Annotated in this window: 15 protein-coding genes; 9 read left to right on the forward strand and 6 right to left on the reverse strand. The window is 73.7% G+C overall.

Translation table 11 applies throughout. From position 1 onward, the window contains the following. The first annotated feature begins 20 nt into the window (after positions 1-20). A complete protein-coding gene (locus ACGF4C_RS09515) occupies positions 21-2,927 on the forward strand; it encodes a BTAD domain-containing putative transcriptional regulator (protein WP_393564726.1) in 2,907 nt (968 codons plus the stop codon). A gap of 6 nt (positions 2,928-2,933) precedes the next feature. On the opposite strand, the gene ACGF4C_RS09520 is transcribed toward ACGF4C_RS09515, so the two are convergent. Further along, positions 2,934-3,671: a DUF6333 family protein gene (locus tag ACGF4C_RS09520; protein WP_393564728.1), complete on the reverse strand. Its 738-nt coding sequence runs from the start codon at positions 3,669-3,671 to the stop codon at positions 2,934-2,936. Positions 3,672-3,904: 233 nt separating this feature from the next. Here ACGF4C_RS09520 and ACGF4C_RS09525 point away from each other — a divergent pair, with 233 nt between their 5' ends. The 4 genes from ACGF4C_RS09525 to ACGF4C_RS09540 all read left to right on the forward strand — a co-directional run bounded on the left by ACGF4C_RS09525 (position 3,905) and on the right by ACGF4C_RS09540 (position 6,949). Further along, positions 3,905-4,807, forward strand: a complete 903-nt coding sequence (locus ACGF4C_RS09525; protein ID WP_393564730.1) for an RNA polymerase sigma-70 factor — start codon at positions 3,905-3,907, stop codon at positions 4,805-4,807. Next, positions 4,788-5,252, forward strand: coding sequence for an SRPBCC family protein (locus ACGF4C_RS09530; protein WP_393564732.1), 465 nt, complete (start codon positions 4,788-4,790; stop codon positions 5,250-5,252). The genes ACGF4C_RS09525 and ACGF4C_RS09530 overlap by 20 nt, the downstream gene beginning before the upstream one ends. 66 nt (positions 5,253-5,318) lie before the next feature. Further along, positions 5,319-5,930, forward strand: a complete 612-nt coding sequence (locus ACGF4C_RS09535) for a hypothetical protein (RefSeq protein ID WP_393564733.1) — start codon at positions 5,319-5,321, stop codon at positions 5,928-5,930. Positions 5,931-6,118: 188 nt separating this feature from the next. Continuing rightward, the gene (locus tag ACGF4C_RS09540) at positions 6,119-6,949 is read left to right on the forward strand and encodes a DUF4231 domain-containing protein (RefSeq protein WP_393564735.1); all 831 of its coding nucleotides are present in this window, start codon (positions 6,119-6,121) and stop codon (positions 6,947-6,949) included. A gap of 36 nt (positions 6,950-6,985) precedes the next feature. On the opposite strand, the gene ACGF4C_RS09545 is transcribed toward ACGF4C_RS09540, so the two are convergent. After that, complete coding sequence (locus ACGF4C_RS09545) at positions 6,986-7,387, reverse strand: SHOCT domain-containing protein (protein WP_393564737.1); 402 nt, start codon at positions 7,385-7,387, stop codon at positions 6,986-6,988. A gap of 79 nt (positions 7,388-7,466) precedes the next feature. Beyond that, positions 7,467-8,918 (reverse strand): hypothetical protein, encoded by a 1,452-nt coding sequence (locus ACGF4C_RS09550; RefSeq protein ID WP_393564739.1) that lies wholly within the window; start codon positions 8,916-8,918, stop codon positions 7,467-7,469. A 354-nt stretch (positions 8,919-9,272) separates the two neighbouring features. Here ACGF4C_RS09550 and ACGF4C_RS09555 point away from each other — a divergent pair, with 354 nt between their 5' ends. Beyond that, positions 9,273-10,583, forward strand: a complete 1,311-nt coding sequence (locus tag ACGF4C_RS09555; protein WP_393564741.1) for a cation:proton antiporter — start codon at positions 9,273-9,275, stop codon at positions 10,581-10,583. Positions 10,584-10,610: 27 nt separating this feature from the next. Here the strand turns inward: ACGF4C_RS09555 and ACGF4C_RS09560 are convergent, their stop codons facing one another. Together ACGF4C_RS09560 and ACGF4C_RS09565 are read right to left on the reverse strand one after the other, a co-directional pair. Beyond that, on the reverse strand, positions 10,611-12,011 hold the full coding sequence (locus ACGF4C_RS09560) for a DUF2252 domain-containing protein (protein ID WP_393564743.1): 1,401 nt from the start codon (positions 12,009-12,011) through the stop codon (positions 10,611-10,613). After that, positions 12,008-13,000, reverse strand: a complete 993-nt coding sequence (locus ACGF4C_RS09565; protein WP_393564745.1) for a hypothetical protein — start codon at positions 12,998-13,000, stop codon at positions 12,008-12,010. Before ACGF4C_RS09565 ends, ACGF4C_RS09560 begins: the two co-directional genes overlap by 4 nt. A gap of 275 nt (positions 13,001-13,275) precedes the next feature. Here ACGF4C_RS09565 and ACGF4C_RS09570 point away from each other — a divergent pair, with 275 nt between their 5' ends. Next, a complete protein-coding gene (locus tag ACGF4C_RS09570; protein ID WP_393564746.1) occupies positions 13,276-14,607 on the forward strand; it encodes a diacylglycerol/lipid kinase family protein in 1,332 nt (443 codons plus the stop codon). On the opposite strand, the gene ACGF4C_RS09575 is transcribed toward ACGF4C_RS09570, so the two are convergent. After that, positions 14,593-16,191: an MFS transporter gene (locus ACGF4C_RS09575; protein WP_393564748.1), complete on the reverse strand. Its 1,599-nt coding sequence runs from the start codon at positions 16,189-16,191 to the stop codon at positions 14,593-14,595. The genes ACGF4C_RS09570 and ACGF4C_RS09575 overlap by 15 nt on opposite strands. Before the next feature lie 280 nt (positions 16,192-16,471). Here ACGF4C_RS09575 and ACGF4C_RS09580 point away from each other — a divergent pair, with 280 nt between their 5' ends. Beyond that, on the forward strand, positions 16,472-19,288 hold the full coding sequence (locus tag ACGF4C_RS09580) for a LuxR C-terminal-related transcriptional regulator (protein ID WP_393564750.1): 2,817 nt from the start codon (positions 16,472-16,474) through the stop codon (positions 19,286-19,288). A gap of 106 nt (positions 19,289-19,394) precedes the next feature. Beyond that, positions 19,395-19,592, forward strand: a complete 198-nt coding sequence (locus tag ACGF4C_RS09585) for a hypothetical protein (RefSeq protein WP_393565012.1) — start codon at positions 19,395-19,397, stop codon at positions 19,590-19,592. Positions 19,593-19,640: the final 48 nt, after the last annotated feature.

The following is a 19,640-nucleotide window of genomic DNA, read 5'->3' on the forward strand; positions in this document are numbered from 1 at the left end:
CGCTGTGGATAATCACCCACATGCGCTTCGGAATCCTCGGCGGGACGCTGATGTGGGGCGACGACGGGGCGGAGGTCTCCCTGGGCGGACCCGCGCGGCGCGCGCTGCTCACCCTGCTGCTCGTGCGGCCCGGGGAGGTCGTCCCGGCCGACCGGCTGGCCGACGGCACCGGGCCGCAGGGCACCCCGTCGCCGCACGCGTTGCAGTCCCAGATCTCCCGGCTGCGCTCGGCCCTGGGCGGGGCGGCGGCGATCGAGCGGACCGGAGCGGGCTACCGGCTCGTCGTCCCCGCCGACGACGTCGACGCCGGGCGGTTCGAACGGCTGGCGGAGCAGGGCCGGACGGCGCTGCGGGAGGGCGAGGCACAGCGGGCGGCCTCCCTGCTGTGCGAGGCGTTGGAGCTGTGGCGGGGACCGGCGCTCGCCGACGCCGCCGACAGCGAGCCGGCCCGGGCCGCCGCCGCACGGCTGGAGGAGCTACGGCTCTGCGCGCACGAGGACCGGATCGAGGCCGCGCTGCGACTGGGCGAACACCGCGCCGTAGTACCGGAGTTGCGGGAACTCCACGACCGTCATCCGCTCCGGGAACGGCTGGCCGGGCTGCTGATGCGGGCGCTGTTCGCCGACGGCGGGCAGGCCGAGGCGCTGGTGGTGTTCGAGGAGACCAGGCGGCACCTCGCCGACGAGCTGGGCACCGATCCGTCGGCGGAACTCGTCGGACTGCATCACGAACTGCTCAGTGCCGACCCGTCCCCCTCCCCCACCGCGCCGCCCGCCCCGCTGACGGCCTTCGTCGGCCGGGCCGGCGAGGTGGCCGCGATCGCCGGACTCCTCGGCGTGGCACGGCTGGTGACGCTGACCGGGCCGGGTGGCGTCGGCAAGACCCGGCTGGCGGTGGAGGTCTGCGCGACGGAGACCGAGCAGGTCTGCTTCGTGGAGCTGGGCGCGCTGCGCGACGGCGCGCTCGTACCGCCGGCGCTGCTGCGCGCCCTCGGCCTGCGGGAGCGGGGACTGCATGTGGCGGCCGGTGACCGGGATCCGTTGGAGCGTCTGGTCGCGGCACTGTCGGGGCGGGCGCTCCTGCTCGTCCTGGACAACTGTGAGCATCTGGTCGAGGAGGTCGCCGCGTTGGCGGCGCGGCTGCTGGCGGCGTCTCCTCGGCTGAAGGTGCTGGCGACCAGCCGGGAGGCGCTGGGCGTGATCGGTGAGCACCTGCATCCCGTACGGCCGCTCGACGACGGGGCGGCCGTGGAGCTGTTCACCGCCCGGGGACGCGCGGTGCGACGCGGGTTCGTGCCCGATCCGCAGGCCGTACGGCGCGTGTGCCTGGCGCTGGACAACCTTCCGCTGGCCATCGAGCTCGCGGCGGCCCGGCTGCGCACGGTCAGCCTCGACGAGCTGGCGGCGCGGCTGCCCGACCGGCTCGCCGTGGCCGCGCGCGGCACCCGGACGGTGGACGAGCGGCACCGGACGTTGCGCTCGGTGATCGCCTGGAGCTGGGACCTGCTGTCCGAGCCGGAGAGGCGGGCCGCGCGGCGCTTCGCGGTGTTCGCGGAGGGGGCGAGCGTCGGGTCCGCGCTGCGGGTGTGTGACACCGACGAGGAAACGCTGGAGTCGTTGGCCGACAAGTCGCTGCTGGAGTGGGCGGGCGGCCGCTACCGCATGCTGTCGACGATCCGTGCCTACGCCACCGAACGGCTGGCCGCCGCGGGCGAAACGGCGGCGGTGCGGCGGGCACACGCCCGGACGCTGCTGAGGCTGGCCCGCGACGCCGAGCCGTGGCTGCGCCGGCAGGAGCAGCTCCAGTGGCTGGCGGTCCTCGCGGCCGAGCACTCCGATCTGCTCGCGGCCGTGCAGTGGGCGGTGGCGGCCGGGGAGGCCGGGACCGCTGCTGAGCTGCTCGCCTCGGCCTCGACGTACGGGTGGATCCGGGGTGTCTCCGGTGCGCTGGCGCCACCGGCGGTCGCACTGCTCGACACCGTGGGCGACGCTCCTCCGGCCGGGCACGGCGAGGCGTACGCGATCTGTGTGCTGCTCGCGGCGTCCGGCCCGGCGGGCCGCGAGGTGTGGCGCCGGCACCGGATCGCGGCCGAAAAGGCCCTGGCAGCGGCGTGGTCGGGCCCCGAGGCGGGTCGCTACCCGGCCGCTCTGCTGCTCTGGATGATGCACAACGCCGGTGACGGCGACGGGCCCGCGGCCCTTGCTCTCGTCTCCGCCCAATGTGACCGCCCCGAGCCGTGGGTGCGCGCGGCCGCGCACTACGTCTTGGCCTTCGGCTTCCTCGGCGACGGGCAGCGGGCGAAGGCCGAGTCGGCGCTCCGTACCGCGGTGGCAGGATTCCGTGCGCTGGGTGAGCGGTGGGGTGCCGCGCTGGCCCTGGACGCGCTGGCGGGACTCGCGGGCGCGGGCGGCGCCCGCGCGGAGGCGCGCGCGCTCACCGAAGAAGCCCTCACCCTCGCCGAGCAGTTGGGCGCATGGGAAGACTGTGCCGACCTGCTGGTCAACCGGGGCGACCACCGCATCGACGCCGACCCGACCGCGGCGCGCGCCGATTACGCCCAGGCCGCCGAGTTCGCCCGACGGGCCGGCAGCGCCTCGGCCACGGCGGCCACCCGGCGCGCATTCGGCGACCTCGCCCTCCTGGCCGGGGATCCGACCGCGGCGGAGGAGCTGTACGCACAGGCCCTGGCGCAGCTCGATCCGCACTGGATCAAGGGGCTCGGCCACCGGGTCCGTGCGCTGGCCGGACTCGGCCGCGCAGCAGAGTCCCGCGGCGACCGGACCGGGGCCCGGGCCCGCTACCAGCAGGCCGCCCGGTCCGCCGCCGTCCCCGGAGCGACCCTGCCCGACGCGCTGCGCTTCCTGGGACTGCCCGAGGCGTTGGTCGAGGCGGTGGTCGAGGCGGTGGGCGGAGAAGGAATGGGCTGACCGGCGTTACTCTTCGAGCCAGATCTCTGCCATGTTTCCGGTGGCGTCCTCGGTGTGCCGCACGCGGAAGAGGGACTCGGTGCGGCCGGTGTGGTCGAGGGGTGCGACCTTTCTGAGGGCGAGGCGGCACAGGCTGCCCCAGGAGAAGACGTTGACGGCGGCGTGCAGGTCGATGCCCGCGTCGGACAGTTCGGGTGCGGTGATGCCGAAGGCGGCGGCCACGTCGGCCGGGGAGCCCTCGATGTCCCAGTGGTCTACGTCCTCTCCGTGCCAGCCGGCGGCGAACAGCCGCGTCCCGTCGGGGTGGATGATCTTCCAGGCCCCGTAGGCCATGTGGTAGTCGATGGTGCACGAGGCGATGATCACGGCGTTGGGGAAGCGCTTGGCGAGGGACTCCGCTTCCTCCTCGACCGGGTAGCTGCCGTTGCAGTGCACGAGTCCGGGGTCGGTGATCTCGGTGACACCGCCCCAGCATCCGACCCGTACGCGTTCCAGGTCCGCGCGGGTGCCGGCGGAGGCGTCAGCCGTCGCGGGGACGGTGCCCAGGTCTTCGAGGACCGTGTCGATGGTGCCGAAGGACGCGGCGAAGCGGCGGGCTGCGGCCGGATCGTGCGCCGGGAGGCCGGCCGGGTCGGTGCCGGTTCCGGGCCGGACGAGGGTCAGACCGTATTCGCCGTACCGGACGACGTCCGTGTCCGGGGGGACGTCCCAGAAGGAGGTTTCGGGGAGTGCGGAGTCCGTCATGGGCCTCACCTTAGCTTTGCCATGAACTGGCGCTTCCGGGTGGGGAGTTCAGGTGCGTGGAGCGCTGAGGGGACGGGGGCGGCGGGGACTCCGCGTGCTGTGAAGCGAATCACAGCAGGGGGCTGTCACGGTTTGCCGGTGCGGAGTGTCTCGATGGGCAGCCGAAGAGAGGAGCAGGGTGATGCCGGGCGTGATGCCGGGGAGCCGACGCGTACGCGGGGTGGGGGCGGGCCGTGACTGAGGACGCCTTCACCGCCCACCGTCCGCTGCTGTTCACCATCGCCTACGAGATGCTGGGCAGCGCGGCCGACGCCGAGGACGTGCTGCAGGAGAGCTATCTGCGGTGGCGCACGGTCGATCCCGCCGCGGTCGAGCATCCGCGCGCCTACCTGGTCCGAACGGTGACCCGGCAGGCCCTGAACCATCTGCGCGCGGTCAAGGCACGGCGGGAGGAGTACGTCGGCACATGGCTGCCCGAGCCCATCCGCACCGCACCGGAGGTGGGCGACGACGCGATCCTGGCCGAGTCGGTGTCGATGGCCATGATGCTCGTCCTGGAGACGCTGAACCCGACCGAGCGCGCGGTGTTCGTACTGCACGACGTGTTCGGCTACACCCATGGCGAGATCGCCGCCTCGATCGGCAAGACCGAGGTCACCGTCCGGCAGATCGCCCACCGCGCACGCGGGCACGTCCACGCCCGGCGCCGCCGCTTCGCACCCGATTCCGCCGCCGGCCAGGAGATCGCCCAGCGGTTCCTGCTCGCCGCGACGACCGGCGAGGTCCAGGTGCTGATGGACCTGTTGGCGCCCGATGTCGTGGTGGTCTCCGATGGTGGCGGGAAGGTGTCCGCCGCCCGCCGCCCGATCGTCGGCCCCGCCGACGTCGCCCGGTTCGTCCTCGGTGTGGTCCGCACCGGCGCCGCCACGTCCCGCGCCGAGCCCGCCACGTACAACGGCATGCCCGCGGCCCGGTTCGTCACCGGCGACGCACTCGACTGGCTGGTCGCGTTCGAGATCCACGACGGACGGATCACCGGCCTCTACGGCATGCGCAACCCGGACAAGCTGCACCGCGCGGATGCGGTGTGCCCACTCGACAGAGGAGTACCCAGCCGTGGAAACCGTGACCGTTGAACGCGTCATCGACGCCCCGATCGACGAGGTCTTCGCCTGGCTCACCACGACGACCCACTACACGAGTTCGCCCTTGGTGGTGCGTTGCCGACTGACCCGGCACGGCGAGGGCGCGCCCTACGGGGTCGGCGCGGTGCGCAGTCACCTCTGGTTGGTGGGCTGGTTCCGGGAGCGCATCACGCACTACGACCCCCCGTACGCCACCGAGTACGTCGTCGAACGCAGCCTGCCGCCGTCGAGGCACGAACTCGGCCGCATGACGTTCACCGAGGTCGACGGCGGCACCGAGGTGCGCTGGACCACCCGTGCCGAGATCCGCCTCCCGTTGCTCGGTCGTCCGCTCACCGGGCTCCTCCTCCGGCCGATCCTCACCCGTACCTTCGGCAACATCCTCAACGCCGCCCACACCGCACTGACCCCACAGCCCCAACGCCGCGAGGTGTGACCACTGTTGGGGCCGCGACCGAGGCCACGACCGCCGGAACGTCGGCGGTCGTGGCAGAGTGAGCGCATGTCCCTCTCCACGCCGCAACGGCGAAGACGCCTCACCGCCGCACTTCTCCTCCTGGGCGCCGCGATACCCCTGACGGCCTGTGGTCAGCAGCGCGTCGCAGCCGGTGCGCCGAACACGTCCGCCGGTGCGAGTCCCAGCACCCGCCCCACCCCGCCCGGCCCCGGCGCCTCCCCCTATGTCGAGCCAGGGGCCCATGACGGAGCCCCGCACCACAACGAGAACAACGCCGGCCGGCAACCCCGCGAGATGTCCGCGACCAGCGAGAAGGACGCGCAGCGGGAGGCCCACCGCATCGAGCCGGTCCTCAAACGCCTCTGGAAGCAGGGGAAATGGGACCCCAAGAGCGTCCGCTCGGCGCTGCTCGCGCTCGGGTACGAGGAGCAGCAGACCGGTTCCAAGGGCGAGCAGCTCGGCGGGACGCTCGATGTGCGGGGCATGGAACCCCGATTCAGCGGCGACCACTACGTCACGGCCGAAGGCGCCCGTATCGGTCTCCGCGTCCACAAGGACGCCTGCGTCACCGCGTTCGTGCAGAAGACCAACTACCAGGTGCAGGTCAACGGGCCGTACCTGGAGTCGGGTTGCTTCGAACCGCCCTTTGCGCACTGACGGATGAGGCCCCGCCCCGGCGCGCAGCGGGTTGCGCCACCGCGGGCCACGATCCGCGTTCCCTCCCGGGCGCCGCCGATCGCCTCTAGACTTCACCTTCCTCTGGTAAGTGGGACTCACTCTGCGGGGCGGGGGCGGGGCTGCGGATGGGCGAGGTGCGCACACTCGGGGACGAGGATTTCCCAGCGGTGTTCCGGTCGGCCGACGCCGCTTCCCTGTCGGGGCAGCGGCGTTACCTGACCGGCACGAAATGGCGGCTGCTGCTGGCGATCGCCGCCGCGGGCTGCGCGGTGTCGAACGCGGTCGCCGCGGTGGCGATGGTGCTCCTGGCGTTCCTGGCGACCGTCTACGTAGAGGTCTGGATGCTGACCGAGCGGCCGGAGCGGGCCTGGTACGACGGGCGGGCCCTGGCCGAGTCGGCGAAGACGCTGTCCTGGCGGTACGCGGTGGCCGGCGATCCCTTCCCCATCGACCTGCCCGCGGATACCGCGGAGCGCAGGTTTCACCAGCGCCTGGCTCTGCTGCTGCGGGAGGCCCCCAGCGACAGCATGGTCCCGGTCGGTTCGATGGCCGCCACCGAGGTCATGGCCGAGCTGCGCCGGGGCCCGTTCGCGGACCGCAAACAGGCCTACCTCACCGGGCGCATCGCCGATCAACAACAGTGGTACGGGACCAAGGCCACCATGAACATCACCCGTGCCCGCCGCTGGCGGCTCGGCCTGATCACCATCGAGGGGCTGGGCGTACTCGCCGCCGTACTGCGCCTCTTGAACATCATCCCTTTCGACCTGCCCGGCGTACTGGCGGCGGTGCTGGGCGCCGGGGCCGCGTGGTTCGCGGTCCGGCAGTACGAGTCGCTCGGCCGGGCCTACACCTTCGCGGCGACCGAACTGAGCATCGTGCACCAGCGGCTGACCGCGGTGCACGACGAGTCACGGTGGGCGCAAGAGGTGGCCGATGCGGAGGAGGCCATCAGCCGGGAGCACACCATGTGGCGGGCGTCCCGCGGCGCGGGGTAGGGCCGGCGGCCGCGGCGGCGGCCCGCCGGCGGCCTGCTAGTGCAGGATCTTTTCCTTCGCCCGTTGGAATTCCGCTTCGGTGATGTCGCCCCTGCTCTTGAGCTCGGAGAGTTTGGCCAGCCGGTCCACGTCTTCGGCGGGGCCTCCCGCCACGTCCCGGATGTAGGCGTTCATGGCCTCCTGCTGTGCCCGCGCGTGGTGGATCTCGCGCTCACCCATGTCACGGCCGCGCACGATCACGTAGACCAGTACGCCGAGGAACGGGACGAGCATCACGAAGATGAGCCAGCCGGCCTTCGCCCAGCCGTTCATCTTCCGGTCGCGGAAGATGTCGACGATGATGCGGAACAGCAGGACCAGCCACCATATCCAGAGGAAGATCCACATCACGGTCCAGAAGGCACCGAGGACCGGATAGTCGTACGCCAAGTACTCCATCGCTCTCTCCTGATCACCAGCCGAACAGCAGTGGTACGCCCTCACCGTCGCGCGCACCGGCCGCCGACGGCATCACCCGCTACGGGCGAACCGGCGGTTCGGGTGGCTCCGGCGGTTCGGGCGGGGAAGCGTCCGTGCGGGAGCCGGGTTCGGGTGGGGAGTCGTCCGCACGGGGGCCGGCCGGCGCCGGCGTCGGTGGGGCGGCGGACGGCGGAGTGCCGGTCGCGGCGAGCACGCCCAGCAGCACCAGCACGACGAGGACGATGCCGAGGACGAGGGCGACCGAGGCCGGGGTCGGGTAGTTCCACAGCACCAGGACCAGCGCACCGATCGCGATGACGATCCCGGTCGTCCAGGCCCGGTGGGCATCCAGCCACCGGCCCACTCCCCCGGTGCGCACGCCGATGCGGGCGAGCCGTCTGCCGGCCGCGCCCGTGGTGCGGGCGGTGCCGGAGCGTACGGCGCGGGCAGGGCGGCCGGGTCCGTAGAGGTAGGCGGCGATCGCGGTGATCACGGCGACGACGAACACCGTCCAGGTGCTGTTCCGCAGGAAGCGCACCAGCGTGTCGAAGATGGCTGCCGCGGCCTGCTGGGTCTGGGTGCTCGGGGGCACCGAATCCAGGTACTGGCGGCGCGCGAACGCGAGCCCGACCAGGAGCAGCAGCATCATCACGGCGAGCCCGACGCCCGCGGTCAGCAGCGTGGCCCGGTGGGCCGGCGCCGTCCACACCGCCAGCACGACCAGCACCAGAACCGTCACGGGCAGCCAGACACCGACGATGTCGAGCACCATCATGGCGTTCTGCGCCTGCTGGAGCTTGTCCGTCTTCAGCAGGACGATCTGCCGGTCGACGTCGGGGATGTACTTGGCCTTCTCGAAGCCGCGGTCGATGAGGCGTTGCTGGACCTTGTCCACGACGGTCCCGATGTTCAGGACGACGGTGTCGCCGCGGGCCTGGATCGCGCTGGTGCCCTCGCCCGTGAGGACCTTGACCACGGCCGCATGGGCGCGCAGGTTGGCGGCGTCCCAGACCTTCGCGAACTCTTCGCTGGTGACCACCTTGTACACCACTTTGTGGACCACGTCGGTCACCGCGTTCTCCAGCGGGCCGCCCAGTCGCCTGGTCTGCTTGACGACCACCGGCGGCGCGTTGCGCTGGGCGAGCTCCTTGGCGAGGGCGTCGGTGACCCGTTTGACGTCGAGCTCCTTGACCACGTCGTTGGTCAGCCTCGTGGTCACCGCGCTCTGGATCGCCGGCTCGCGGGCCAGCGGGGCGACGGTCTGTACATAACGGTCGGCGTCGGAGACCTGGGACTGCGCCCAGGCGGCGACGGCTCCCAGCGGGGCCAGCAGGAAGGCCAGGACGAGGAGGACGGCCGCACAGGCGGTGCGCAGCTTCCGGTGTTGTACGTGGGAAGCGCGCCGGAGCCGCTCGTACTCGTGGCGCTCGGTTGAGCTGAGGTCGTCCGGGCCGTCGGGACCGTTCGGGCGGTCGGGGCCGTTCGGGCCGGGGGTGGCGGACGTGGACATGCGCGGCTCCTCCCTGGCCGGCCTTTGCCCTGCGGCGCCCGCGTGGCTGTTCCGCCCGGGCGCGGCCCGCAGCTCGGGGGCGCGGGCCAGCAGAATTCCCTCGTAGGCTGCCGCGTCCGGGGAGGGCGGCCATCACCCGTTCCAGGTGGCCTTGGCGCGCTGCCCGCGGGATGCCGGCGGGGCGGCGGCCGCCTCCACTCAGGGGACTCGGCCGCCGGGCGCCGCCCGTGCTGCGGCACCGCGCGGGCTCCCGGGGTTACGCTCCGTGCGACCGCGAAACCCCCGAGCGAACAGGCGGGCCGGAGCCCAGGATGTCCGAGGCCCGGCACCCGCCGCCCGGCCGAAGGAGCGCAGGTGAGCGGAAACGGCGGGTGGGCCGTCGCTGCGGTAGCCGCCGTCACCGGCGGATACGCTCTGGTCTCCCGGCGACTGACCGCACGCTCGGTATCGGCCCCGATGGTGTTCACCGCGGCCGGCGTGCTCATCGGTCCGGTCGGGCTCGGGCTGCTCGATCTGAAGCACGACGCCGGACCGGTGCTCACCCTCGTCGAGGCGGCCCTGGCGCTGGTGCTGTTCTCCGACGCCGCCACCGTCCGTTCCGAGGAGTTCCGCAGCGGCTGGTTCTTCCCCGCCCGTCTGCTCGCCGTCGGACTGCCGTTGACGATCGCGGGCGGCGCCCTGCTGGCGTGGCCGCTGCTGCCGGGGCTGAGCGGCTGGGAAGTGCTGCTGGTCGCCGTGATCCTCGCGCCCACCGACGCGTCCGTGAGCAAGAGCGCGGTGTTCGCCCCGCGCATCCCCGCGGTCGTGCGGCACGGGCTCAACGCCGAGTGCGGCCTGAACGAGTGCCTGGTCCTGCCGCTCTTCGCCGTCCTCCTCGCCGGGCAGCCGGGCACGGCGGCCGCACACCAGGGAGTGCTGGGGACCCTCCAGCGGGTGCTGCTGCTCAGTCCCGCGCTGGGGCTGGCGGTCGGCGGCGTCGGCGGGTGGCTGCTGCGCCGGTCGCGTGCCGCGGACCGGATCACCCATGACTGGCGGCGCATCCTCCCGATGGCCCTCGCCGCCGGAGCGGGCGCGCTCGCGGCGGTCACGGAGGGCAGTCCGTTCGTCGCGGCCTGGGTGGCGGGCTTCGTCTTCTCGGTGGCGCTGCGTCCGGCGGCCCGGACCGGCACCGATCGGGACGGCGCGGACGACACCCTCGATGCGGTCGAGCACCTGGCCGCGCTGCTGGCCGCGCTGAGCTTCCTGGTGTTCGGGGCGGTGCTGCTCGGACCCGCGCTCACGCGTCTGAGCTGGCATGCCGTCGGCTACGCGGTGTTGAGCCTGACCGTCGTCCGGCTGCTGCCCACCGCCCTCGCGTTCGTGGGCAGCGGGCTGCGGGCGCCCACCGTGCTCTACACCGCCTGGTTCGGTTCCCGCGGTCTGCCGTCCCTCGTGCTCGGTCTGCTCGTGGCGACCGAAGCGGCCCCCGGGGCCCTGCCGACCGGCACGGTGGTCGCCCTCACCATCGGGCTCAGCATCCTGCTGCACGGGCTCTCGTCCGTCGTCCTGGCGGACCGGTACGGGCGGTGGTACGAGGGAGCCGCGGCGCGCCGGCCGTCGCTGCGCGAGAGCGTGACGGACCGGCTGCTCGACGAGCGCCGGCCGGCCGAGTGGAAGAGCGAGTGACCACGGCGCGGCGGCGGACCCCGGTGGTCAGTCCCCTCGGGCGGTGATCCGGCCGCGGTGCACGGCCTCGGCGAGTGCCCGGAAGTCGCGCTCGTTCTGGTCGGCGTAGGTTTCGGCGAACTCGGCCAGGGCCCGGTCGAAGACGTCCTTGCCGCCCAGGTAGGCCGCGATGGCGATCCGGTCGCCGGACCGGGCATGGGCGCGGGCCAGTGTCGCGCCGCACAGCTCGCCGTAGAGCCGCATCCGGCCGGGCGACATCCGTTCGGTGCGGGCGCTACCCTTCCAGTCGTGCAACTGGCGTACGTAGAAGTCGCGTTGACGCCCGTCGAGGCCGATGACGCGTTCCCAGCCGAGGAAGATGTCACTGACGGCCTGCATCAACTGCTGCCCGCACACCACGCGTTGGCCTTCATTGGCGTACGCCGACGGGTCCGTCCAGGGCGCCAGGATCGACGGGCCGGCCTCCTTGGCCTGCAGGAACAGGGGGTCGTCGGCGTCCCTGCCGAGCAGCAGCACGATCCAGCAGCGGGTGCCCACACTGCCGACACCCACGACCTTGCGGGCCGCGTCGACCATCCGGAACTGCCCGAGGAGGTGCCGGCGGTCGGCGGGGAGGCTCTGGCCGTAGCGTGCGACGAGGAGACGGAGGTGTCCTTCGAGTGCGGCGCGGTCGGTGCCGGTCATCAGGTCGCCCAGCGGGACGATCAGGGGCGGGTCGGCGGCTATCCGCCGGGTGCCGTCGACGACCTCGGTGAGCCGCTCGAAGGACTGCAGGTGATCCCGGCTGCGCGCGGTCTCCAGCGTCCGGGCGAGCCGGCGGCGTCCTCGCTTGCCGAGCCGGTCGGCGAACAGCACCCGCAGGTCATCGGTGCCGGACCGGGCGTACCACACGTCGAGGTTGCGCATACCGGCGAAGCCGCGCATCGTCCGCCGGTAGGAGCGGACGGTGGCCCGGACGACGTCCCGGCGCTGTTCGGCCGCGAAGCCGTTGGCACGGCCGGCGATCGCCATGCTGGCGGCCAGGCGTTTGACGTCCCACTCCCACGGGCCGGGGAGGGTCTCGTCGAAGTCGTTGACGTCGAAGACCAGTTGCCGCTCGGGCGAGGCGTAGAGCCCGAAGTTCAGCAGGTGGGCGTCACCGCACAGTTGGGTCACGATCCCGGTGCCCGGGAGGGTGCCGAGGTCCGCGGCCATGAGGGCGGCGGCGCCGCGGTAGAAGGCGAACGGCGACTCCAGCATCCGCCCGTAGCGGAGCGGCACGAGGTCCGGCACGCGTCCGGCGCTCTGCCGGTCGAGGAGCTCGACCGGGTCGGGCCGGTCCGGCGCGGGCTGGAACTCGGCGTGGGACGAGCGCGGTAGGCGTTCGCGGACGGCCTTGCCGCAGCCGGCGCGTTCTGCCGGTGTCAGGAGGGATGCGTCCGTCCTCACGGCCCGTCCCTCCCTGCGTCGGCCGGCCGTGACCGGTGCCGTACGAACCAGGCGCCCGCCGCCAGGAAGGACACCACGACGAGGACGAGGAGGGCGGTCCCCCAGAATCCGCCGACGACCCGTACGCCGGCCAGCACGACCGCGGCGGCTGCGAGGAAGGGCACCACGGTGAGGGCGAGGAAGCGCAGGATGGCGGCGATGCCGGCCACCCGGGGCACGCGGGTGATTCCGCGCCGGTGCCGGACCCGGTCCCCGGCGGCCCCCGGGGTGTAGTACTGCACGGCTTTCGCGCCGAGCCGCAGGCTGTTCTGCCGGTAGAACCAGGCGAGTGCGGGCACCCAGATCAACGGCAGCACCATGCCCACGAGGAAGAGGGCCGCGATCAGGGCCGTCGACATCACCCGCTGGACTTTGCCCGGCTTCTCACCGCCCCCGGTGATGCCGAGGATCGCCGCCATCCTGACGATCAGTGACCACCGCGTCCGTCGGGGGAGCCGGCCCCGGCCGCCCTGCGGATGGCGCGGCACGTCGGGCAGCGCGGCCTCGGCGGCCTCGGTCGACGGGTACACGTCCTGCAGGACCAGCAGGTCCGCCACGCGTCGTTCGCTGCGGGGGTCCTGGCCGGCGAGCGCGGCCAGTTCGAGGACCATCTGGGCCTGGGCGAGCAGGGCGGCCACGAAACTGACCGGCATGAGGACCACGAACGGCCCGCCGAGCGCGGCGCCGTCGGCAATGGTCAGTCGCGTTCCGTGGGCGATGGTGTCCCCGGCGAGCTCGGCGTCCCCGGCCTCGGGCTTGTGCTGTTTGCGCCGCTCCACGGCGGCCGCGGCCCGCGGACCGAACCGCCGCACCGCGAAGAAGGCCAGTTGCTCGGGCATGTGCTGGGGGTCGGCCCAGATCATCGGCAACAGCGCCTGGGCCTGCACCATCGTCGAGTCGTCCGGCCGGGCCGGCCGCGACCCGTCGGTGGTCCGTCTGCCGCCGTTCATCCGGCTCCAGTTCCTTGGCTGTCTGCGTGGCGCCGGGCCCCCTCCTCGGCCGTGGTGTGGTCCGGGCTGTGGGGTGGCCCGGCGGGGGACGGCTGCTGCGGTCCGCCGCCACTGGTACGGCCTGCACCCGGCGGCACTGCCACTGTGCGGGCCGCCCGCCCGGCCTGCCTCACCCGTTGCGGGTGACGGTGGCGGCCGCACCGGGCCGCCACCATGGGGCTACGAACACCGGCCGTCAGCTGCCGTGTGGAGGTGCCACGAGCCCAGGAGAGGCCATGAGAGGTGTCGTCACGCCCGGGCGGGCAGGGCAGCGCTGGAGCGCGCGGCTGGCGATCGTGGCGGGGGTCGGCGCGACGGTGCTCCTGCTGTCCGTGGCGGGACTGCGGAGCCTGGTGCTGGTGGCCATGGGGATGGCGGGGCTGGCGGTTTCGGCGGCGGCCGGCTGGTGGGCGCTGTCCCGCCGGGGTGTGGCGCGCGGTGTGGCGCTGCTCCTGGCCCTGTTGGCGCCGGTGGCGGTGCTCGTGTCGTATGTGGCGGCGCGCCTGCTCTGGCTCGTGCTGGTCTCGTTGGGGCTGTGGCTGCTGGCCGCTGCCGCGGGCTGGGCCGCGCTGCGGGCGGACGCCGTCGCACGGGCGTCCCCCGGCCGTCCGGTCCCCCCGCCCGAGCGTGCCTGCCTCCTGATGAATCCGCGCTCCGGTGGGGGCAAGGTGGGGCGTTTCGGGCTGCGGGAGAAGGCGGAGGCGCTGGGCGCGGAGGTGCTGCTGCTCGACGCCGCCCGCCACGGGGACGTGGCCGGGCTCGCCCGCGACGCCCTCGCCCGTGGTGCCGACCTGCTCGGGGTGGCGGGCGGTGACGGGACGCAGGCGCTGGTGGCGGCCGTTGCGGCGGAGCACGACGTGCCGTTCGTGGTGATCCCGGCCGGGACGCGCAACCACTTCGCGCTGGATCTGGGGCTCGATCGGGACGACCCGTCGCAGAGTCTCGCGGCGCTGACCGACGGGGTGGAGGTTCGGGTGGACCTCGGGCGGGTCGGGGGACGGGCCTTCGTCAACAACGCCTCCTTCGGTGCGTACGCCGAGGTCGTGCAGAGCCCGGCGTACCGCGACGACAAGGTCGGCACGCTGCTGCGGCTGCTGCCCGATGTACTGACCCATCAGCACGGGCCGCGGCTGTCGGTCAGCGCCGGCGACGTCCGTGTCGACGGCCCTCAGGCCGTACTGGTCAGCAACAACCCGTACCGGGTCGGTGACCGCGCCGGGCTGGGCCGTCGTGACCGGCTCGACGGGGGTGTGCTGGGCATGCTGAGCGTGACGGTCGACAGCGCGGTCCAGGCGGCCGGTCTGCTGCGCGGCCGGCATGCGCAAGGGCTGGTCTCGCTGACCGCCGAGGCGCTCGTGGTCGACGCCGACCGGCCGGCGGTGAGCGTCGGGGTCGACGGCGAGTCTCTGGAGCTCCCCACCCCCGTGCGCTGCCTCTCGGAGCCGGCCGCGCTGCGGGTGCGGGTGCCCCGGGACCGTCCGGGCGTCCCGCCGGCCCGGCCGCGGCTGGACTTGCGGCGGCTGGGCACCCTCGCCCTTCCTGCCGGCCGTGGGTCAGCCGCCGGCTGAGCGGGCGGCCTCCTTGGCCGGTCGCTCGGCGGGCAGCCGGCGGGTGAACGGGAAGGCGGCGAGCGGGATGGCCGCGGCTGCCAGGACGGCGGCCTTGAGGCTGTTCAGCTGCGCCGTGGCGTAGGAGTCGACCAGCGCATCGGTCTCGGACGGCGGCAGCGCGGCGCGTTCCGCCGCCGCGCGCACCTGGTCCGTGCTCACGAAGCTGACCCCGGCCTCCATGGCGATGCCCGCCTGGTGACGTGCCGCCTGGGAGATCTTCGGGTTGTTCTCGATCTGCGTGGTGAAGGCACTGACCAGGGCGCCGATCAGCAGGGATCCGATGAGCGCGGTGCCGAGGGACGACCCGAGGTTCTGCGCGGTGTACTGCAGCCCGCCCGCTTCGCTGCGTTCGGCCTCCCCGACGCTGGACTGCACGATGTTGCCGAGTTGCGAGGCGAGCAGTCCCATGCCCAGGCCGAGGACGGCCATCGCCAGGCCGAAGGAGAGGTTGTCGATCCGGGGCTCGATCGTCGCGAGGAGCCACCCGGCCGCCACGACGAGCACGAGGAGGCCGCACCGCACCACCGTGCGCGGTGCCGCGACCCGGCCGAGGAGCGGGCCGCTCATGGCGGACAGCAGCATGGCGACCGACACCGGCAGCAGGCGGACTCCGGTCTCGAAGGCGTTGAGGCCCTGGACGACCTGGAGGTACAGCGGGATGACGAAGAACAGACCGAGCAGCACGAGGTTCTGGCAGAGCAGCATGGTCAGGCCGGAGCGCAGCGGCGGGACGCCGAAGAGGGACAGCCGGACCAGTGGGTTCCGCCCGTGTTCCGGTTGTCGCCGCTCCCAGCAGCAGAACAGCCACAGCACGGCGGCTCCGGCGGCGATGACGAACAGGGTCGGGGCGAAGCCGAACAGGAGGAAGGGCGGGTTGCGCGGTTTCAGCCATCCCCAGGAGCTGCTCTGCAGCACGCCCAGGACGACGAGGGCGAGCCCGGCCGCGGACAGCGCGACGCCCCCTGCGTCCAGTTCGGTGCGCGGCCTCGGCGGGGCGTCCGGGATCCACCGGATCACGCACAGCATGGCGACGACCAGCACGACCTCACCGGCGAACACCAGCCGCCAGGTCAGATAGGTCGTCACCCAGCCGCCGAGCAGCGGCCCCACCGCGATGCCGGCTCCGGCCAGGCCGCCGATGACGCCGTAGGCGACCGACCGGTCCCGGCCCCGGTACGCGCCGGCGACGAGCGCCGCGAGGGCCGGGAGGACGAGCGTGGCACCGAGTCCCTCGATCACCGACCAGCCCAGGGCCAGCACCCACAGCGACGGCGCCAGCGAGGTGAGGGCGGAGCCGACCGCGTAGACGATCAGTCCCACGGTGAAGGTCCGGCGGCGCCCGAAGGCGTCGCCGAGCTTCCCACCCGTGATCATGAAGGCTGCCATGACCAGTGTGTAGAGCGTGATGACGGCCTGGATCGCGGTGACCTCGGTGTCGAAGTCCTCGACCAGCCTGCTGATGGAGACGTTCATCACCGAGGTGTCCAGCACCATCAGGAACTGCGCCGTCCCGAGCACGATCAAGGCCCGCCATCGCTGCACGCCTGCACCTCTCCGCGTTCCGGTGCTCCCCGACGAGGGGTGAGCGACTCTTGATCACACCATAGAGCCGCCCGGGCCCGACGGTCGGCCGGCCACGTGGCGTGTCACCCGCCCGGCCAGGGCCACTGCGCAGCCGTCGTGCGATCACCGGGCGGCGGTGGCGAAGATGGAGGTGCAGGGACATGACGGGCGGGCAGTGACCCGACGGGGCCGCGTTCGCCGAGGCAGCCGGGCCCGGGTGCCGAGGCGGGGCCGCGGCCCGTCGCACGGTGGTGATCGGATGGCTTCGACCGGACACGCGCTCCCGGACACCGGTGCGCGGACGACCCTGCCCTGGTCCGGCGATCCCCTGCTCGACGCCAAGCTGACGGTGCCCGCCGCCCCGCGGGCGCACGTCGCCAGGCACCGGCTGCTCGACGGGCTGAGCGCGGGCGCGGCCGGGCCGCTGACCCTGATCACCGGCCCGGCCGGCACCGGAAAGACGACGCTCGCCGCCGCCTGGGCGCGGGGCGACGGGCCCCCTGGTCCGGTTGCCTGGCTGACGCTGGACACGTACGACCGCACGCCGGGCGTCTTCTGGGCTTACGTCGTGGAGGCCCTGCGGCGGGCCCTGCCCCGGCTGCCCGAAGGTATCGGTATGCCGTCCGCCCCCGGCGACGCCGGCACCTCTCTGCTGACCCGGCTCGCCGCCGCGACGGAGCGGCTGCCCGCGCCCGTGGTCCTCGTCCTCGACGGTTTCGAGAAGGTGGCGGGCCGGCGCGTCCCGGCCGGTCTGGAGTTCCTCCTCGAACACGCCGGGCCGCTGTGGCGACTGGTCGTCACCAGCCGTGTCGAGCCCTTGCTTCCGCTCCACCGCTACCGGGCCGAGGACCGGCTCACGGAGATCCGGGGTGCCGACCTGGCCTTCACTCCGCACGAGGTGGCCGTGCTGCTGCGGCGGCACGATCTGCGACCGCCGGACGACGTCGTACAGGCCCTCACCCGGCGCACCGAGGGATGGGCCGCCGGGCTGCGGTTGTGCGCCCTGGCCATGGGCCGGACCGACGATCCGGCCGCCTTCGTCCGCTCGTTGGTCAGCTCCGAGCAGGCCGTCTCCGGCTATCTGCTCGCGGAGGTGCTCGACGCCCAGCCCGCCGCCACCACGGAACTGCTGCTGCGCACCAGTGTGCTCGACCGCCTCCACCCGGACCTGGCGAACGCCCTGGGCGGCGGCGGTGACGCGGAGGCGATCCTGGCCCGGCTCACGCGTGAGAACGCCTTCGTCGAGCCCGTGCCCGGTACCACCTGGTGCCGGGTCCACCCCCTGTTCGCGGAGGTGCTCCGCACCCAGCTGCGGATCCGGCATCCCGGTCTCGCCCCGCACCTCCATTCCCGTGCCGCCCGCTGGCTCGCCGGGGCGGGCTGCGTCACGGAGGCGCTGGAGCACGCCGCGCAGGCCGGGGACTGGCCGTACGCCGCCTCGCTCGCCCTCCGTCAGCTGCTGGTCGGGGCCCTGCTCGGCACGCCGGAGGCCGAGCGGGTGGCGGGCGCCTTCGCCGGTATGCCGTCCTCCGAGCCGGGAGCCGAACCGGCCCTGGTGGCCGCCGCCTGCCGGCTGGCACAACAGGACCGCGCCGGCTGCCGTACGTACCTCGCCGTGGCCGAACGGGAGAGGGGCGAGCGACGCCCGTCCGGGCCCCACCCGCACCCCCGTAAGGACACGCAGCCGGACCCGGAGGTCGCGCTCACCCACATGCTCCTCCGGCTGCTGTGCGGGCCGGGCGACGGCGAGCGGGACGAGCACGGACAGTTCGACGGGCACGGCCCACGCGGCGGCGGACGCGGCAACGGCGACGTAGGCGGCAACGGCGACGTAGGCGGCAACGGCGACGGCGGGGACGGCCGATGGCTCAGGGCGGCCGAGGAAGCCGCCCGGGCCGTCTCGGACCTGCAGCGGCAGCTATCGGTCGGGCTGGTCCGGGCGCATCCCGAGGTCGAGGCGCTGCGGCTGCACGGGCTCGCCCGGGCGTTCCTCGGTGCCGGTCGTCTCGGCGAGGCCCGCCGCCTTTGCGCCGAGGCCGTCGACGCCTGTACGACCGAAGCGACCCTGCCGTTGCGCCACCGGGCGCTGGGCCTGCTCGCGCTGGCCGAGAGCACCGAGGGCGCCCTGACGTCCGCGGAGGACCATGCACTGCGGGCCCTGGCCCTCACCGAGGGTCAGGGCGTCGGCGCGGACCAGTGCTCGGGGGCCGGCTGTCTCGCCCTGGCCGTGGTCGCGCTCGAACGGGACGAACGCGAGGACCGCGAGGCCGCCCGCCGCCGCCTCGAACAGGCCCTGGCCTGCCCCGACGTACCCGACGACCCGGTCCTGGCCGCCGAGGCGGCCGTGCTGCGCGCCCGGCTGGAACTGTCCTGCGGGCGCTGGGAGGCGGCCCTCGGCGCGCTCCCCGGTCCGGGAGCCGTCGGCGAGCGGTGGCCCGCCCAGCGGCTCGCCCTCACCCGCGCGGTCGTGGCACTGGCCCGCGGGGACCACCGGGCCGCCGTCGCCGCCGTGCACGACGTCCCCGCCGACGGGCCGGCCCCCCTCATCGCCCTGGCCGGCGCCCACCTCGTCGCCGGGCACCCGGACCGGGCCCGACGGCTGCTGGACCGTGCCTGCCGCTCCCCCGGGTTGAGCCTGCCGGACCGGGTGGCCGCCCAGCTCGTCCGCGCCCATGCCGCCGTATTGGCGGACGACCGGACGACCGCTCAGCATCTGCTCGTCGACGCGCTGGACGCCGCCCGGCCCGAGCGGCTGCGCCGGCCCTTCACCGAGGCCGGCCCCTGGCTGCGCCATCTGCTGGGCGGCATCGACGGCACGGCCGCCGCGCCGGCCCGGGGTGCCTGGCTCACCGCACGGGGCGGCGCGGCCCTCTCCTGCCCGGTGCCTCCCCTCAGCAGCCGGGAACGCGAGGTGCTCGGGTGTGTGCAGCGGATGATGACCGCCGACGAGATCGCCGACGAGCTCCGCCTCTCCGTCAACACCGTCAAGACCCACCTGCGCAGCGTCTACCGCAAGCTGGGCGTCTCCCGGCGCCGGGACGCGGTGGACCGGGCCAGGGAACTGCACGTGCTCTGACGCCGGGCCGTCCGCCCGGGTCCCACCTGTTCCGGGTGGTGGCGTCGGCCGCCGCCGGCCGCACGCTGCTGCTGAAGGTGCCCCAGCGGTGGGGAGCAACACGACCATGCGCTACGAATTCCGTGTGACCGGCGACGTTTCGCGTCTCCTGTCCGAGGCGTTCCCCGAACTGCGGACGGAACCGGCCCGCCGGGAGACGCTGTTCTTCGGCACGGTCACGGACGAGGCCCACCTGTACGGGCTCCTCGCCCGTTTCCAGGACCTCGGCCTACGCGTCGAGGAGATGCGCCGTCTGCCGGAATGAGGGAGCCTGCCCGGGAGGAGGGCCCGGCCCGTCCACACCCGGGCAGCG

Origin of the sequence: Streptomyces sp. NPDC048197 (assembly GCF_043202395.1) — a bacterium.
GTDB lineage: Bacteria > Actinomycetota > Actinomycetes > Streptomycetales > Streptomycetaceae > Streptomyces > Streptomyces siderophoricus.

Coding starts and splice junctions, on each gene's coding strand:
- ACGF4C_RS09515 (WP_393564726.1), top strand. CDS start 21: ATGCGCTTCGGAATCCTCGGCGGGACGCTGATGTGGGGCGACGACGGG.
- ACGF4C_RS09520 (WP_393564728.1), bottom strand. CDS start 3,671: ATGACGGACTCCGCACTCCCCGAAACCTCCTTCTGGGACGTCCCCCCG.
- ACGF4C_RS09535 (WP_393564733.1), top strand. CDS start 5,319: ATGTCCCTCTCCACGCCGCAACGGCGAAGACGCCTCACCGCCGCACTT.
- ACGF4C_RS09545 (WP_393564737.1), bottom strand. CDS start 7,387: ATGGAGTACTTGGCGTACGACTATCCGGTCCTCGGTGCCTTCTGGACC.
- ACGF4C_RS09550 (WP_393564739.1), bottom strand. CDS start 8,918: ATGTCCACGTCCGCCACCCCCGGCCCGAACGGCCCCGACCGCCCGAAC.
- ACGF4C_RS09565 (WP_393564745.1), bottom strand. CDS start 13,000: ATGAACGGCGGCAGACGGACCACCGACGGGTCGCGGCCGGCCCGGCCG.
- ACGF4C_RS09570 (WP_393564746.1), top strand. CDS start 13,276: ATGAGAGGTGTCGTCACGCCCGGGCGGGCAGGGCAGCGCTGGAGCGCG.
- ACGF4C_RS09580 (WP_393564750.1), top strand. CDS start 16,472: ATGGCTTCGACCGGACACGCGCTCCCGGACACCGGTGCGCGGACGACC.
- ACGF4C_RS09585 (WP_393565012.1), top strand. CDS start 19,395: ATGCGCTACGAATTCCGTGTGACCGGCGACGTTTCGCGTCTCCTGTCC.